The sequence below is a fragment of the Aquiflexum lacus genome, from assembly GCF_015476655.1.
GTDB lineage: Bacteria > Bacteroidota > Bacteroidia > Cytophagales > Cyclobacteriaceae > Aquiflexum > Aquiflexum lacus.
On sequence record NZ_JABFHF010000011.1, the window covers coordinates 86,788 to 104,371 of the forward strand.

10 protein-coding genes are annotated in these 17,584 nt (G+C 39.8%); all 10 read left to right on the plus strand.

Translation table 11 applies throughout. The features are described from left to right. Positions 1-51: 51 nt before the first annotated feature. The 10 genes from HMJ38_RS11740 to HMJ38_RS11785 all read left to right on the plus strand — a co-directional run bounded on the left by HMJ38_RS11740 (position 52) and on the right by HMJ38_RS11785 (position 17,210). Complete coding sequence (locus HMJ38_RS11740; RefSeq protein WP_194974595.1) at positions 52-1,410, plus strand: sigma-54-dependent transcriptional regulator; 1,359 nt, start codon at positions 52-54, stop codon at positions 1,408-1,410. A gap of 6 nt (positions 1,411-1,416) precedes the next feature. After that, on the plus strand, positions 1,417-1,962 hold the full coding sequence (locus HMJ38_RS11745) for a heme NO-binding domain-containing protein (RefSeq protein ID WP_194974596.1): 546 nt from the start codon (positions 1,417-1,419) through the stop codon (positions 1,960-1,962). Further along, on the plus strand, positions 1,953-5,303 hold the full coding sequence (locus HMJ38_RS11750; RefSeq protein ID WP_194974597.1) for an ATP-binding protein: 3,351 nt from the start codon (positions 1,953-1,955) through the stop codon (positions 5,301-5,303). Before HMJ38_RS11745 ends, HMJ38_RS11750 begins: the two co-directional genes overlap by 10 nt. A gap of 134 nt (positions 5,304-5,437) precedes the next feature. Then, the gene (locus tag HMJ38_RS11755; protein ID WP_194974598.1) at positions 5,438-10,051 is read left to right on the plus strand and encodes an FG-GAP-like repeat-containing protein; all 4,614 of its coding nucleotides are present in this window, start codon (positions 5,438-5,440) and stop codon (positions 10,049-10,051) included. A gap of 178 nt (positions 10,052-10,229) precedes the next feature. Beyond that, a complete protein-coding gene (locus tag HMJ38_RS11760) occupies positions 10,230-10,661 on the plus strand; it encodes a response regulator (protein ID WP_194974599.1) in 432 nt (143 codons plus the stop codon). Between the two features lie 2 nt (positions 10,662-10,663). After that, a complete protein-coding gene (locus HMJ38_RS11765) occupies positions 10,664-11,407 on the plus strand; it encodes a polysaccharide biosynthesis/export family protein (protein WP_194974600.1) in 744 nt (247 codons plus the stop codon). A 15-nt stretch (positions 11,408-11,422) separates the two neighbouring features. After that, a complete protein-coding gene (locus HMJ38_RS11770) occupies positions 11,423-13,612 on the plus strand; it encodes a GumC family protein (RefSeq protein WP_194974601.1) in 2,190 nt (729 codons plus the stop codon). Positions 13,613-13,614: 2 nt separating this feature from the next. Continuing rightward, the gene (locus tag HMJ38_RS11775) at positions 13,615-14,841 is read left to right on the plus strand and encodes an oligosaccharide flippase family protein (protein ID WP_194974602.1); all 1,227 of its coding nucleotides are present in this window, start codon (positions 13,615-13,617) and stop codon (positions 14,839-14,841) included. Then, on the plus strand, positions 14,817-15,914 hold the full coding sequence (locus tag HMJ38_RS11780) for a glycosyltransferase family 4 protein (RefSeq protein ID WP_194974603.1): 1,098 nt from the start codon (positions 14,817-14,819) through the stop codon (positions 15,912-15,914). The genes HMJ38_RS11775 and HMJ38_RS11780 overlap by 25 nt, the downstream gene beginning before the upstream one ends. After that, entirely contained in the window at positions 15,915-17,210 is a 1,296-nt protein-coding gene (locus tag HMJ38_RS11785) for an O-antigen ligase family protein (RefSeq protein ID WP_194974604.1), read from the plus strand. It abuts the gene before it with no gap. Positions 17,211-17,584: the final 374 nt, after the last annotated feature.

Below are 17,584 nucleotides of genomic sequence, written 5' to 3' on the forward strand. Positions count from 1 at the left end.
GTTAAATTATTAAATCTATATATTTGTAAATGATGTGATAAAAAAATTATAATGATTAACACCCATTTCAAAATATTTATTGTTGAAGATGACCCCTGGTATGGACAGATCTTACAGCATCACTTGAGCATGAATCCTGACTATGATCTAGAACTTTTTGCCAGTGGGAAGGATTTGCTGAACAACCTATACAAAAAGCCCGATTTGATCTGTATGGATTTTGGTTTGCCTGATATGGGCGGTGACAAGCTGCTCAAGGAAATTCATGCCCGCAACAAACAAATTCCCGTGATCGTCATCAGTGCACAGGAGGAAATCAGTGTTGCTGTGGCGCTTTTAAAATCTGGAGCTAAGGATTATATTATCAAAGACGATCATACCAAAGAGCAGCTTTGGAAAGCGATTATCAATATTCGAGAAAATATTCATTTGCGTCAGGAGGTCGAGGAATTAAAAGAGCAACTTGGGCAGAAGTTCAGCTTCGAAAACACCATCATAGGACAAAGTGAGGCCATCAAGAAGACTTTTAACCTCCTCCAAAAAGCGGTAAATACCAATATCAACATTTCTCTAACCGGGGAAACAGGTACCGGAAAAGAAGTCTATGCCAAGGCGATTCATTTCAACAGTGAAAGGAAGAAGAAACCATTTGTTGCGGTCAATATGGGGGGCATTCCAAAAGAACTAGCGGAGAGTGAACTTTTTGGCCATGAAAAAGGAGCATTTACCGGGGCAATTGGAACCAAAATCGGGAAGTTTGAAGAGGCACAGGGAGGAACCCTTTTCCTGGATGAAATCGGAGAGTTGGAACTATCGCTACAAAGCAAACTTTTAAGGGTAATCCAAGAGCGTGAAGTAGTGCGGGTCGGTGGAAGTAAACCCATAAAGATTGACCTCCGACTTATCACAGCTACCCATAAAAACCTGACTGAGGAGGTGAAGCAGGGTCGGTTTCGGGAAGATTTGTTCTTTAGGATTGTGGGCCTTCCCATCGAGCTGCCTCCCCTCCGTTATCGAGATAGTGATGTGATCATTCTTGCCAAACATTTTATGGAGGAATTTGCCAAAACCAATAAGACAAAAGCCATGCATCTTAGTGAAACTGCCAAAACCAAACTAAAAAAGTATGCATGGCCGGGAAATGTCCGGGAGCTAAAGGCTGTGTTGGATCTGGCCTGCGTAATGGCTGATGGCAACGAAATTAAAGCAGAAGATTTGACCTTTTATGAGATTGGCGGGACCAAAGCCTACTCCTCAGAAGAAAAAACACTGAAAGCATATGAAGGGGAAATCATTGCCCATTTCTTGAAAAAGTATGATGAAAATGTGGTGCTAGTGGCTGATAAATTGGATATTGGCAAATCAAAAATCTACAACATGTTGAAAAACGGAGAAATTAAATCTAACTAAACGTTCATGTACGGAATCGTAAACAAATCCATCGAAGAGCTGGTAGTTCATCACTATGGAGCAGAAAAATGGGAAGAAATTAAGACAAAGAGCAACCTTGATATTGAATACTTTATCAGCAATGAGAGTTATGATGATAGTGTTACTTTTATTTTGGCACAAACTATTGCTGAGAATTTAAATATACCCTTGTCAGAAGTATTGCATTCATTTGGTGAATGGTGGATACTTCATACGGGAAAAAATCACTATGGCTACCTATTGGAAAGTGGAGGGGAGAATTTCAGGTCCTTTCTCCTAAACCTACCTGCTTTTCACAATCGGGTGATGATGATGTATCCCAAATTAACTCCTCCGGAATTCCAAGTGTCAGATGTCGAGGAAAACTCAGTTCATTTGCATTATCTTTCAAAAAGAAAAGGCTTGACTGACTTTGTATATGGGCTGATGTCAGGCTTGGGAAAATTTTTTGCTACAGAGGTATTTACAACACATATTTCATCTGTCCAAGGGGAAAACACGCACGAAATAATTAAGGTAGAATGGAAGTAAATAGATCAAGTGATCTAAATTTTTTATTGGAAATTTTCCCATTTGCGATGGTGGTGGATAATTCATTGAATGTAATTAATTCAGGAGAAAGTCTGATAAAAATTACAGGGGATATCCATTTGACTTCTGTTTTTACCCATTTTGAAATCCAAAGACCTTATATTAAAGATAAAAACTTTGAAGCAATTAAAAGTCTCAATAATGAGATTCTTTTTTTAAAACACATTGGAAGCGGGCTGGTCTTTAGGGGGAATATTAGGTCGAATGAAGGTGATATATCTTTAATATTCCTGATCAGTTTGATGGTGTTGGATATAGAAGTACTGAAACCTTTCAAGATCATCTATTCTGATTTTGCCGCACACGATCCTACATTTGACTTCTTGCATCAAGCCAAACAATCCGAAATCAATGAAGGTGAGTTGAAAGAATTAATTACAAGGTTTAATAAGCAATCCCTCGAATTAAGAAGATCGAATACAGAGTTGTCCGAAACCAAATCCAGGCTGCAAAGCATTTTCAATGAAATGTCTAATGTAGTCTACTCGGCAAGTTATCCTGAACTTCAGATGTTGTTTGTTACACCATCTGTTGAATCATTGTATGAAATGACAATTGATCAGTGGATGACGGATTCTAGTTTATTAAAGAAGGTCGTTCACCCGGATGATATTGGAGTTATTTATGAAGTTTTTTCTTTATTGAAAAAAAATGGGTTCTACGAGGTAGAACACAAAATTTTCACTCCTTCTGGTAAGGTCAAGTGGGTTCTTAATAGAGGGAAGTTAGTTTATGAAGGAAACAGTCATGCTGTCCGCATTGACGGGGTGATTATGGATCGTACTTCTGAACACATCGCCCAAGAAACCCTAGCTCAGGAATTGAGACTTCAGGAAACCCTTATCGACATTGCCTCTACATATATTAATTTGGATACAAAAGATGTAGAAAATACCATTAACCGCTCACTTGAGAAGATGGGCCTATTTGTGTCGGCTGATAGGGCCTACATTTTTGATTATAATTTTGAAAATGAAACTACGACCAACACCTACGAGTGGTGCAATACAGGAATTAAACCTGAAATAGAGAATCTCAAGGAGACTCCCTTAGAATTTATTCCACAATGGGTCAATTGTCATCAAAAAAACGAGGCTTTCTATATACCTGATATCCAAGAATTAGAAGATGATGGGGAGGGCGGTCTTAGATCTATACTCGAGCCCCAGGGCATCAAAAGCCTGATTGCCATCCCCATGCTGGATGGGAATGAATTGGTAGGATTTGTAGGATTTGATTCGGTCAAGGAATATCACATCTACAGCGAAAAAGAAAAGCGTTTGTTGTTTTTATTCGGCCAAATGCTGATCAATATCCGAAACCGCCAAAAGTGGGAAAAAAAACTTCTCCTGCAGGAAGAAAAATTCAGAAACATCATAGCCAATATGAACCTTGGTTTATTGGAGGTGGACTTGAAGGATGTGATCGTATATGCCAATCAGAGTTTTTGTGAAATGTCGGGATACAAGCTTGAGGAGCTTAAGGGTAAAAAGGCTGCCGAATTGTTTTTAAATGAAGCAGACAGGCACAAAATTCAGGACAAAAACGATCAGCGCAAGAATTCTATATCTGACAGTTACGAAATTGCTATTTTAGACAAATGGGGAGAACCCCATTGGTGGTTTGTAAGTGGTGCACCCAACTACAACGACAAGGGAAATATGATCGGAAGCTTGGGCATCCACCTTGACATTACGGACCAAAAGAGGCTCGAACAGGAATTGGCCAAAGCCAAAAACTTCGCAGAATCTGCTGCCAAAGCCAAGGAACTTTTTCTGGCCAATATGAGCCATGAGATCCGTACTCCTTTGAATGTTATCATTGGTATGATCCGTCAATTGAGTAAGGGAAACCTCAACACAGACCAACATTTTTATGTGAAACAATCAGAAAGTTCGGCCAAACACCTTCTCACGATTTTGAATAATGTACTTGACATTGCAAAAATAGAATCAGGAGACATGGAAATCATGGAGGAACCATTCAGTCCCAGTGTCCTTGCTTATAATGTTCATTCCATGATGTTTTCTCAGGCCAAAGAAAAAAATCTGGAATTTATAATAAATGTAAGCCCTAAAGTCAAATCATCCCTTTTGGGAGATGAAACTCGGCTAAGACAAGTCCTGATCAACCTGATTGGAAATTCAGTAAAATTTACAGAAAAAGGACAAATTACGTTATCTGTAGACCTAGTAAGTGAAACTGATGAGGTACAAATATTGGACTTCAAAGTTTCTGATACAGGTATTGGTATGTCTAAGGATTTTACATCAAAGATTTTTGACAAATTCTCCCAAGAACAAAACACCTCAAATAGGAAATATGAAGGTACTGGACTTGGAATGGCCATATCCAAAGATCTTATTCATTTGATGGGGGGAAAGATGGAGGTGCAAAGCAAGAAAGAGAGAGGCACAACTTGTAGTTTTACACTAACTATGCCTATTGACCTGACCGAAAATCTTACCATCAAAAGCCAACAAATATCGGCCAATTTGTTCCAAGGTCTTAAGGCCCTCCTGGTGGAAGACAATGAAATGAACAGGTTCATTGCCATACAAAGCCTTGATTATTTGGGATTTGAAACCTTCGAGGCTGTAAATGGGCAGAAAGCCATAGAGATGCTTGGGAACAATTCTTTTGATCTCATTCTGATGGATATCCAAATGCCGGTAATGGACGGTGTGGAGGCCACTGTTTTTATACGTGAAAAACTCAAAATAAATACACCAATAATTGCACTGACGGCCAACGCCTTTAAGCAGGACATAGACTTGTATTTAAGCAAAGGAATGAATGATTTTGTTACCAAACCTTACGATGAATTAGAATTTTTCAGAAAAATAGAAAACGTGCTGAGCCTTTATTTGCAGCAATCTTTGAATGATGAAAGTAAGGGTGAAGTGAATTTGCCAAAATCGGAAATTGAAAAAAAAGATCCACTATATGACCTAAATCAACTTAAATTGATCAGCAGGGACAATGACGAATTCGTAAAGAAAATGGTAAATATCTTTATTTCGATTTCGAGAGAAAACTGCGAAATACTCCAAAAAGCACTGGAGAAAGGAGATATAGAAATCCTGAACAAAACAGCGCACAAAATCAAACCCAGTATAGAACAAATGGGCATTTCTTCGCTAAAGGATACAGTCAGAAAACTGGAAAAATATAAAATAGAAAATGGCAGTGAAGAAGAACTCCAAAACCTGGTAAAGCAATTGACATCTACACTTCTTGAGGTGGCAGAATTATTAGAAAAAAATGAGTCAATTTCCTAATTATGAATTTTTTTCCATAAAATGGAAAAATCAGTTTTAATTCAATTTAAGTAATAAACTGATTTATAATTACTTAACCGGTTAAATACAATTAGGCATATATGTTGGCATGATGCGATTATAAAATAGCCATCATGAAAAATATTTACCTGTTCTTTTGTTTTATAGTATTAAGCTTGAGTGCCCTGGCCCAAAGTGAACCATCCACATACTTCAATATCTATGTACCACCAAACAATGAGGCCGTTCAGCGCAACGTGGCCCTCATCATCACCGCAGTAAGTGACAGCACATCATTTTCCATTTTGGACGATGATATGGACGGCGACAGTGATGATAATGTTAGTGGAATATTGATGTCAGGTCAGTCCTACATATTGTACATCAAAGACAACGGTGTCAATGATGATGCGCTTTATGCTTCAGGAGGGACTTTGGCAAGTAATGGTGATTACTATATTATAAATTCTGACAAATTAGTTTATGCCTCTATGTCTACGGACAGTGACTGGCAGCATGATTTTGTACCATCTGTCAATAAAAAAACTGTAGGCCAAAAGTTTTTTGTTTATGCACCCAAAGTAAGCAGTTCCCCTCGGGATTTAAATGTCTTTGCTTATCAGGAAAATACAACAGTATCTATATTCAAAATCTCCTCTACCCCAACTACCCAAACCGGATATACGAATATTGATTTGGCTGAAAAGCAACTGGTGATACAAAAAACAATCAACCCGGGCCAAGACATCATTCATTACTTCCCTGACGGTAGAGATATCATGCAATCCGGAGGAACATATTTGATCGAATCCAATAAGGATGTCAGTGTACAATATGGGGCTTTATGGGGCAATGCCCGCGATGGCGGTGCTTATGTCCCGTCTTCCAATGGCAGTGGTTCGGGAGATCTATTTTACTTTGCAGTTCCTTATCAGTCCGGTGGTGAACAAGAAATCAGAATTGCATCCTGGGACAACGCCAATGAAGTGGAGCTCAGCCGCTATCACAACGGAAGTTGGATTACCATGAATAATTGGACTCTCAATGAATTACAACCTGCAGATTGGGTAGGTAAGCAAAATGGAAATGTTACTTTTCCAACAGTTTTTAGGGTGACCTGTTCACCCGGTAAGCGGGTTTCCGTCATGGAAGCCAATTGGATGGAAACAGGTTCTACCAATACATCGGACATGTCGACCATGCTGTCTTCCGAGGCTGGTACTTCCTCGGGAAAAAGATTTCTTGCATATATGCTTCCCCCAAGCAGACAAAACAATGTGGTCAATCCTTTTACAGGGCAATTTTTCCAAGGAAGTATTTCACATTTTTATCTTTTTGCGGGTAATAAAAATACATCTGTGACCCTCAAGGACTCCAAAACCAATGGACAGGTTTTGAACAAAACTTTTCAGATAGAAGCCGGCAGGTATGCGGATGCTTTTTTCACCATGGACGAATGGAAAAGTATATACAATGGAACAGGAACTCCCGTAGGCCCGGACAGACCCTATGTAATCATTGAATCCACTGAAAGGATTGCTGTACTTTCTACCAATTTCAATGACAATTGGATGAATTATTTTGGTTCTTCTCTTCCCCAAAGCTTCTCCCAATCGGGAAGCCTTAGTGGTACTGAAGCCAATCCCGGACAAGAGGTAACAATGATTTCGACAATAGAAATTGGTGGTAATCAAGTAGTGGAAAATTCGACAATTGAGGTGAAGGTTGCATCAGGGTTGATTCCGTTGGAAAGTAGCCTGAAAAAAAATGATCAGATTGTAGAAGAAGGTGTGATTTCATCAACTTCGGAGGGAAGTACCATTACATTTTCTCCTTTGACTTCAATTTCAGACAATGATAATTACTCTATAGAAACCACACTCTTGGTGGCATCGACATACAATGATGGTTCATCCATAACCAATGAAACTGTCTTAAGCGTTGAAACAGTAGTTTCCGGAACAGTCGAAGGAGAATTCCAACAGTCCTATTTTACGCAGGGAATTCAAAACAATGCTTCAAATACCAGTAATCTATTCTATTCAGCGTGTCAGATTGCAACCATAGCCGGAAGTTCCAACAATAGTTGGAATCCATCATGGGTAGATTACAACAATGATGGTCACGAAGACCTTTTTGTAGCAACAAAAGATATTTCAGCCAATAACGAACTGTACAAAAACAACGGAAACGGTACCTTCACCAAAATCACCAACCATCCATTGGTAAATGAGAAGGCCAATACCGTTGCAGCAGTTTGGGCCGATATCAATAACAATGGCAGAAAAGACGTTTTACTTGTCAATGCAACCCAGCATAAGAGTAAGCTATTCCTTAATAATGGAAATGGCAATTTCTCAGAATTAAAAAACTCCGGGATAGATCCCCATCCTCAGTATTTTCATGGTGCATCCTTTGCTGATTTTGACAATGACGGATTTGTGGATTTGATCATTACCAACTTTTTCCAGACCCGTTTTCATCAGCTTTACCGGAATAATGGAAACAACACCTTCTCACCTGTCACCAATACACCTGTTACTACAGAGAGTGAACGCGCCATGGCACCTATTTTGGCAGACTACAACAATGATGGTTTGGTAGATATTTTTATACCCAACGGCAATGACAGACCTAACTCCCTTTTCAAAAACCTAGGTAATTTCCAGTTTGAAAAGGTAAAGGATAAAGCAATTGAGGCAGATGCAAAAAACAGTGTAGGTGCCGCTTGGGGAGATTTTAACAATGATGGCTTTTTGGATCTCTTAGTCTCCAATGCTTCAGGTCAAAACAATGACCTATACCAAAACAATGGTGACGGTACATTTATAAAACTGGGAAACAGTATTGTCTCTCAGCAAGGTGGTGATAGCCATGGAGCAGCTTGGCTTGACCTGAACAATGATGGATTTCTTGATTTATACATTACCAATGACAAAGGACCTTCATTTTTGTATATCAATGATGGCATCGGTGGATTTACCAGGAAGCTGGAGGAAGTCATCTCAGGAAGGTTAGGTAATGCCTATGGTGTGGCCTTTGGTGATTACAATAAAGATGGACAACTTGATTTGGCAGTATCCACCCATACTGATGGCACGACAAGGTTTTTCTGTCATAATGGGACACCAAACCAATGGATTGGATTTCAATTGCAAGGCGAATATTCGAACAAACAAGCTTTGGGTGCCAGGATTGCCATCAAGTCAAATGGACAATGGCAGTATCGCCAAAATATTCCTTTCAGTGGATTTGGAAGTCAAAGTATGCAAAATATACACTTTGGATTAGGAAATGCGGCTGTGGTGGACAGTGTTCAGGTATGGTGGCCCAGTGGCGCCAAACAAATCATTACCAACTTCAATGCAGGACAATACAATTTGGTTTTGGAAGAGGGCGGAGTGAAAGTGACGGGGAAAGTTTTCCACGATCTAAATAATAATGGAATCCTTGATGATGGTGAACCCCTAATTTCCAATATACGCCTCAACATCAATCAGGGAAAAATCAATCCAACTACCAATGAAGATGGAGATTTTGAGTTCCGCACCAATGATAAAAGCTTGGAAATCGGTCTTAATCAAAATCACTGGAGAATCAATCCTGATTTCATCCAACATCAATTTTCAGAAGGGGAGGAATCAAAGCAAATCATCATTCCTGTAAATGCAGTCCAATTGGGATATGACCTGACCATCGACATCTCCACTACCGCTTGGAGAAGAGGTTTCACCAATGAAACTATCATACAGGTTAGTAATCTAGGAACTGAAAATGCAGAGGATGTACATGCACAAATTGTATTGCCTGATGAGGCTTACCTTTTGAGTTCTGATCTTGAATTCAATTCCCCATCTGCAAAAACATATGTTTGGCAATTGGGCAAGTTGGCACCGGGAAGTGTGAAAACAATCCACCTGTTAGACAGCATAGGATTGGAAGCTACTACAGGTCAGTCTTTGATCCTTCTTGCAAATACCTATGCATCCGGGAGTGATCTGAATGAAGAAAATAACAGTGTTTCTGAAGAGGTGGAAATTGTGGGAGCCATTGACCCAAATGATATTCTAGTGAGTCCAAAAGGAGACGGTCCTGAGGGATATATTCATAAAAACCAATTCTTAACCTATACTATTCGATTTGAAAATGTGGGTACCTATAAAGCCACTTACGTTTTTCTGGAGAATCAAATACCTTCTGGACTGGATTTAAATACCTTCGAGATCATATCCTCAGGACATCCATATACCTATTCACTTGCTGAAAATGGCCATCTTCGGGTAGCTTACAGATACATTGATTTACCACCGGCTATGTTGGATTCAATTGGTGCACATGGATACTTTAAGTACAAAATCAAACCAAAGAATACCATCTCTGAAGGTTTCCAAATTGAAAACAACGCCAAAATATTTTTTGATTTTGAAGACCCGATTGTGACCAATACAGTTTTGAATACCATTAAATTCAGTGGAGAAAGTGACGTAAAATCTATAAAAATATATCCAAATCCAGCAACAGATATCATTACATTCAGTATTGAGGCAGATTACAACATGCTTACCGAGCCTCAACTGATTTCCTATTGGATCATACTGGATGCCACTGGGAAAATCTTTCTAAGTGGGAGGGAAGATCAAGTGCCATCCCTTCAGGTTCAAGTAGGCCACCTACCCAAAGGCATTTATTTCATTAGAGCCTCTAATAGATCTGGTAAAACCTATTCAGGAAAGTTGCTTAAACAATAGAAAAACCCATCCTTAATTTCAAAAATAGCCGCCAATAGCGCGGCTATTTTTATTTCCAAAAAATGGAAAATATTTATTATTTGGAAAAAATTTACCTATTTAGATTATATAAAATACTGAATATCAATGTTTTAATTTTTTGGAATAAGGTTGGCATAATGTTGAAAAAAATAACAATATGGCAACACTTAACAAAAAAGTATTTGTAGTAGACGATGATAGGTTTCATTTGGAATTGATGGAACAGCTACTCAATAATCAGGGCATTCAGGATGTAGTGCTTTTTGAAAACGGGATGGATTGTCTGACGGAGATTCATCAGGAACCGGGCATTGTTTTTCTGGACCATCAGATGGATGTTTATTCAGGCTACGAGACCCTCAGAAAAATCAAACGTCATAATCCCAACATCTTTGTGGTGATGGTATCAGCCCAGGAAGAAATCCAAACTGCTGTCAACACTTTGAAACACGGTGCTTTTGACTATCTGCAAAAGGATATGAAACTAGCAGATAACGTAGTATCTGTTCTCCATAGAATCGAAGAGGTAAAAGAATTGCTCAAAGCGCGAAAACCTTCTTTTATGAAATCATTTTTAAGCTTTCTGTAATCATGAACAAATTCCTCTCCTTACTTTTTATTGCTTTATTCGGGCTTACCTCCTGCAAAACTGCAAACCTCTTTGTGGACAAAGATGCGGGCAATACTGTGGCGGATTTGGATAGCATTTTTTTGCCTGAGGGCAATTACGAATACCATATCAGGAAAGACGACAAAATCACCATCAGTATATGGGGACAGGACGACCTGAGCGTAGGTTCCACATTCGGAATATATAATTCTAATGAAGTATATGGCAAATGGCTGATGGTAGATGCCAAAGGCAACATTGAAATCCCCAAAATCGGAACTGTTCACGTGGAGAAAATGACCATCATTCAACTCAAGGATACTATTGAGGAGAGGTTTGCTGAATGGATTAAAAATCCTGTGGTGGATATTAAAATCCTCAATCGTGAAATCACGGTGTTGGGTGAAGTCAGAGACCCACAGGTAATCCCCGTGGACAAGGAGCAAAATACCCTTATGGAAATGATATCCCGGTGCAAGGGCTTTGAAACTTACGCTAATGTCAAGAACATCAAGGTAATGCGGCAGGTAGGTGAGGACGTCCATGTCGCCAATATCGACCTGACCGAAAATGGAGACTATCTCAAGAAAAACATCAACCTCTATCCCGGTGATGTGGTGGTCATCCCATCCAAGAAAAATAAGGAATTCGATAGAAGAGTTTCCATCATCATTCCTTTTGCCACGGCAATCACCGCAGCAGCTATCCTTTTCAATGCATTTTAATCAATAAGTATAACCATGAAAGATTCCTTGAATTTTGTCAAACCCTACCTGCGCGGCTGGCCTATCATCATCGGTGCTATGGTGTTGGCATTTTTGGTAGCTAGCAGGTATCTCCAATACGTGACACCCATGTACGAGAGCACTGCAAAACTCCGTTTGGCGGATCTGACTGAAGGGGTGCCAAACAGCAACCTTTTCAAGGACTTGGATGTATTTGCCTCCTCTCAAAAAATAAATGCTGAAATAGAATTGCTCAAATCCTTTGCGCTTATTTCCAAAGCCTTGGAAAAGGTTCCATTTGAAGTACAGGTGTTCAGGTCAGGAAGCATCCGCAAGACCGAACTGTTCCATGACAGCCCGGTCATCATTACCCCATTGCAATGGAGTGAAAAACTGAAAGATGTGACCTTCCGCCTTAGCATCGGAGAAAACCGGAACCTGACTATCAGAGATGAGAAGGATAATGTGTATCAGGGCTATTTGGGCGACACGGTTTTGATAGAAAATTCACTGGCCGTTATCCAGCTGAATGAAGCATTGTTACAGGAAAAAAAATACCTCAAGATCGAAGATGATTATTTATTCACTGTCAACAGCCTCTCTAAGCAAATCAGTCTTATTAACTCCGGTATTGATATTATGGCAGTGGATAAGGATATACCTGTAATCCGGATCAGCTTCAAGTCTTCCCATCCCGGCAAGGCAGTATTGTTTCCAAATGCCTTGGCAGAGGCTTACATTGAAGATTATATCGAAAACAAATATGGCGCAGCAAACGTGACTGTGGAATTTCTTAACGATAGGATTTCGGAAATCAGCCGGAAACTCGTGGAGTCTGAGCAAATGATCCTCAATTACCGTGACAACAAAAGCATCACCAATATCCGGCAGGAAACAGAAACTGATATGCGCCAAATTTCCCAACTCAAAATCCAACAAACAAATTTGAAAATGACTCTAGAGGCAGTTAGGGATTTGGAAAACTACATACAGTCAGGCAAAGAAAATTTTCTGGATCTGGCGCCAAATTTTGAAGCATTTACGGACCTACTCTCCACAGAAATCATCAAAAATATCAAGCAGCTTCAGGCAGAAAAAAAGGACCTGCTGTTGGTATACACGGAAAAGGATGAAAAAGTCATTGTAGTGGATGCCAAAATCAAGGACCTGACCTCTTACCTGGTCGAAAGTATCACCAATACCCGCAAGAATCTCCAAACGAAATATGAAAAATTAAGCTTTGACATTTCAGAATCTGAGAAAGTCTTTATAGATGTTCCTGAAAAGGAAAGGATGATGACTATCCTGAACCGCGAGTTTGAGATTTTTCAGCAATCATATAATTTTCTCAACCAAAAGAAAATTGAAGCGGAAATCGCTAAAGCGGCCAAGATCGCCTTTCACAGGATCATCACGCCTGCCACCGTTAGCAAAGAGCCGGTGTCTCCCAACCGCGTCATCATCAAAGCCGTCTCTGCTATCCTTGGAATGATGGGTGCTATTATTCTGATCTTTTTGGTGCACACACTGAAAGGCAGGGTCAACGACCAAGCTTCCGTTGAATCCAACAGTATGATTCCGATTGTAGCCATGGTGCCTAAATTAAAAACAGACAATGAAAAAGAGCAATTTTTCCTTAAAACTTTGGCCGAATGGGAAGTGAAGGAGATTTTGAAAAATAATCAAATCAGCTGTTTTACAGGCTTTGACCACAGCCAAGGGGTGGATTTTTTAGCTAAAGAAATGGCCAATGCAGCATGGAGGCAAAATAGAAAAGTGCTCTTGTTGGAAATCCTAAACCAAGATATTGAAACAGGAAGTGATTTTTATCAAGAGAAAATCATCAATAAGAATACCATTAAAGGAGTCGTATCTGCGTCGCAATTAAAAACAATAACAACAAAAGTTTGGCAGGAATTCCTCCAGGAAAAGGCTACGGAATATGACCAAACCATAATAATCAACACCGACTTTGGTCAACCATACACATTGGCGACCATGGCTGCTTCCGGTTTGAATATCGTGTGTTTAGATACACGACTAACACCCGCCAAATTGATCACCGAAGTTGATTTGATCAAAGAAGAGTATAAGCTACCACAAGTATTTCTTGCCATCAATCGGGTAGGGTATAACCCGAGCTTTATCAGGGAAAGTATCCAATTCATCAAGAAGGGCATGATTACCCTGAAAGGAAAACGGTAAAAATGAAAAATTTAAACAATACCAAATTCATTGTATTAATGGATCAGGCACTTTTCAGTGGTACCAGTTTCCTGATTACAATATTAATCGCGAGAATGCTCGATATGGAAATTTTCGGCATATACTCAGGTTATTTATTGGGAATATACCTGGCTATAATGGGAATAGGCGCATTCGTGATCCAGCCTTTTCAGGTGTTGGTCGGTCAAATGAAAAAGCAAAAGCAGTACACAACCTTCGCTTTCTGGTTTCAATTAGCTGGAATATTGGTAGTTATGATGGTGGTTTTTATGGCCAATTCCATCATGCAGCTAAATCTGTCTATCACAGTTTTGCCATTTGCGGCAGGCTTTCTTTTACATGATTTTGGCAGAAGGATCCTTTTGGCTGTCAACCAACCAAAATCAACACTGCTCTTGGATGTCGTTTCCACTTTGGGCCTGGTGGGAGGGCTTTATTTTTTCTTTTTAAGCGGGCAAAAAGACCTAAATATACTGTTTGCATATTTTACTCCGGCCTATCTTTTATCAACCCTTTTGCTTCTTTGGCTTATCAAACCGATTTACTTTGAAAAAGAGGTATTCTTTTCCGCATTGGGAATGCATTTCAAAGAGGGCAAATGGTTGTTTCTTACGGCCATCACGCAATGGTGGTCCGGTAATTTGTTTGTGGTTGCTTCCGGGATTTATTTGGGTGCTGCCGCCTTGGGAGCTTTGAGACTTGCCCAGTCCCTTGTAGGTGTCCTAAATGTGCTGTTGCAAGCTTTTGAAAATTATATACTTCCTCAAACTGCTGCAAAAATAAACATTGACCTCAATGAAGGTCTGTCTTATCTGACCAATATCAGCCGGAAAGCAGGGGTTTTGTTTTTGCCGGTGCTGATACTTATCATCTTTTTCTCCAAAGAAATACTCGTATTGGCAGGTGGCAAAGGATATGACGCCTATGCTTTCGTTCTTCAGGGAATGGCAGTTTTATATGTTTTGGTGTTTATAAGTCAACCTATCCGCCTATTGGTGAGGGCCCTGATGCTCAATCAGCATTTCTTTTATGGATATCTTCTCAGCTTGGCCTTCGCGCTGACTTTTTCCCACTATCTATTATCAAACCATGGATTGATGGGAGCTTTGATGGGATTGGCAGCTTCCCAATTGCTGCTGATGATTTACTGGTCATTTATTTTACAAATCAAGAAAATTCAATTATGGAAATCATTCATATCGTTTTAGGCAAAGCCAATCCCGACCGACTAAATGGGGTGAATAAAGTGGTATTTCATCTTGCCACCGAGCAATCTAAAGCCGGAAAAAATGTGCAGGTATGGGGAATCACTCCCAACCCTGTACATGATTATCCCGAGCGAAATTTTCAAACAATATTGTTTCAGGCTGAAAAATTCCCTTTTGCTGTCAACCAAGAATTGAAAAAGGCGATTTTGAACAACAAAACAGCTGTTTATCACCTGCATGGCGGTTGGGTGCCTGTTTTTGGAAGTTTGGCCAGGTTGTTTGCAAAGAACCATATCAAATATGTCCTCACCCCACATGGTGCTTACAACGCAGTTGCCATGGAGCGCAGTTCTTTTCGTAAGAAAATCTACTTCCATTTGTTCGAAAAATCATTGCTTCGCAGGGTTCATAAAGTGCATGCTATTGGCAAGAGTGAGGTAGATGGGCTTACAAGGATTTTTCCAAAAGCCGATTCATTCTTATTGCCTTATGGATTTCATTTTAACAATGAGGTGGTCAAACCAATTAAAAATAAAGACTTTACCATAGGATTTGTCGGACGATTGGACACCCATACCAAGGGATTGGATTTGCTAGTTGAAGCCTTTTACTTTTTCCAAAAAAAACATCCCAATTCCAAATTATGGATTATTGGGGAAGGTGAAGGGCAAGCTTACCTGAGAAATTTCATAGCCGAAAATCAGCTCCATAATATAGTACTTTGGGGAAAAAAGTTTGGAGTTGAAAAGGATACTCTTATTGGCAAAATGCACATTTTTGCGCATCCATCGAGGAATGAGGGCCTGCCAACAGCCGTCTTGGAAGCGGCAGCTTTGGGCACACCTACCATCGTCACCCAAGCTACTAATGTGGCTGAATATATCTCGGATTTTAAAGCTGGCATAGGCATTGAAAATGAAAACATGATTGCGCTTGAAAAAAGTATGGAGGAATTGTACAGCGCTTATCAATCGGACGAAACAGAATCTTATATCAAAGGAGCCAAAGAAATGCTTGAATCCGTATTTGCTTGGCCTGTATTGGTAGAAAAATATGATGCATTATATCAATAGATGAAACTGGAATTTTTACATAAAGACCATAGTGCCTTTTTCAAGAAAACCAATTGGCAATTGCTGCTGATTTTGCTCTTGATGGTTGCCTGTTTTTTTACCTGGAGTGAAAATGTGGTCATCACGCGTATCATCAAAGTGATAGGGCGGATGGGTATGCTGGCAGCATCTTGGCATGTGTACCGCAGCATTATTCAGTATGGTGCAGCTGACAACTTAAAAACCAATAACGTGCTGTCCATTAGTTTTTATGGACTTTATCTTCTTTTGGGCTTTGCCTCATTTATATGGAGTACAAATGTGGGTTACAGCGCTTTGCAGTGGTTTATGACTTCTCAGACGCTGGTTTTCTGTTTATTCTTTATCAAAAGCCTTTACTTATTAGATCAATTTTTCCCCAAGCATCCCATCAGACTTTATAATCTGCTGGGCAACAGTGCCTTTCTGCTCATCCTTGTATTTGTCATCGGTATGTGGGTCAGTCCGGATGTTTTTTACCGTCTTACCCATGGAGGAGAGGAAGCACGCTTGGGTGGATACCTGATGAATCCCAACGAATTGGGCATGTTGGCAGGGGTAGGGGTCGCGGGACTGATGTTTGACATCCGAAGAAACCACAACAAATGGTGGACGATTGTCAAGCTGCTAATTTTGTTTTATGGCTTGTTTGCGACAGGTTCACGTTCATCCTTGATTGGGGCATTGTTGATCATTGGGTTTCATCTGCTTCAATCCGAACAGAAAAAGTTCGCCATTGCCGCGATTGTGGTGTTAATGATGGTGGCACCGATTGCCATCTATAAAGTGGTGCTCAAAGATGGAGATCCCGAAAGAATGGAGGAAGTCCTCACCTTGACAGGGAGGCTTCCTTTCTGGCAGGCATTAATCAATGAAGGACTGCCAAGAGAACCTTTGCTTGGGTTCGGATTTATGCGGATCGACTACAAGGAATATTTTCAAAGTGCCCATACTTACCCTGGGAAAATGACCCACAATACCTTTATGCAGGTAGTCATGAATCTAGGTTTGGTGGGGATTACGGTTGTCATTTTCCAGATGATTTTCACCACTCGAGGCATCCTGCGGGAAGATGCAGAAAAAAAGCTGATGCTCTTTTGCCTCCTGATACCCATTATTATCAACTCCTTTACAGAATTTGGTGTTTTTGGAGAATCCAATTATGGGATTCTATTTTACCAATTGCTTATTCTCTACATCTCCTTCCAAGCCGGAACAATCCTCACCCCCAGACAGCGCCTGCATTTGGTAAAAAGGGGGAGGATAAGTTTGCAGTAAATGAATTTATTTTAATTCGATATTGAGGATATTAATGGATATTGGATCCGCCACGGCGGACAAGTTATAGATGGATATTAGATCCGCCCTGCGGAAAAGATATGAATGGATATTTAGGGGTATAAGATTTTTAAATGCTATCTATTCATGGCAAAGTAGCCTATAATTATATTAACCAACATCCATAGATATCGGTGGTCGATCCCGACAATTATCTGGACGAGACCATTCTGTTAAAAATCGCGCACTAGTTAGGCAGCCTATAAATTTTTTCAAGAATGGTTTCCAAAAAAATATAAATTTCCAAATTATGGAAAAATAAGTTTTCTATAAAATACCTTATATACTTGTTTTTCAACAATTTATGTTTCAGG

Coding starts and splice junctions, on each gene's coding strand:
- HMJ38_RS11745 (WP_194974596.1), top strand. CDS start 1,417: ATGTACGGAATCGTAAACAAATCCATCGAAGAGCTGGTAGTTCATCAC.
- HMJ38_RS11740 (WP_194974595.1), top strand. CDS start 52: ATGATTAACACCCATTTCAAAATATTTATTGTTGAAGATGACCCCTGG.
- HMJ38_RS11755 (WP_194974598.1), top strand. CDS start 5,438: ATGAAAAATATTTACCTGTTCTTTTGTTTTATAGTATTAAGCTTGAGT.
- HMJ38_RS11760 (WP_194974599.1), top strand. CDS start 10,230: ATGGCAACACTTAACAAAAAAGTATTTGTAGTAGACGATGATAGGTTT.
- HMJ38_RS11750 (WP_194974597.1), top strand. CDS start 1,953: ATGGAAGTAAATAGATCAAGTGATCTAAATTTTTTATTGGAAATTTTC.
- HMJ38_RS11780 (WP_194974603.1), top strand. CDS start 14,817: ATGGAAATCATTCATATCGTTTTAGGCAAAGCCAATCCCGACCGACTA.
- HMJ38_RS11765 (WP_194974600.1), top strand. CDS start 10,664: ATGAACAAATTCCTCTCCTTACTTTTTATTGCTTTATTCGGGCTTACC.
- HMJ38_RS11770 (WP_194974601.1), top strand. CDS start 11,423: ATGAAAGATTCCTTGAATTTTGTCAAACCCTACCTGCGCGGCTGGCCT.
- HMJ38_RS11785 (WP_194974604.1), top strand. CDS start 15,915: ATGAAACTGGAATTTTTACATAAAGACCATAGTGCCTTTTTCAAGAAA.
- HMJ38_RS11775 (WP_194974602.1), top strand. CDS start 13,615: ATGAAAAATTTAAACAATACCAAATTCATTGTATTAATGGATCAGGCA.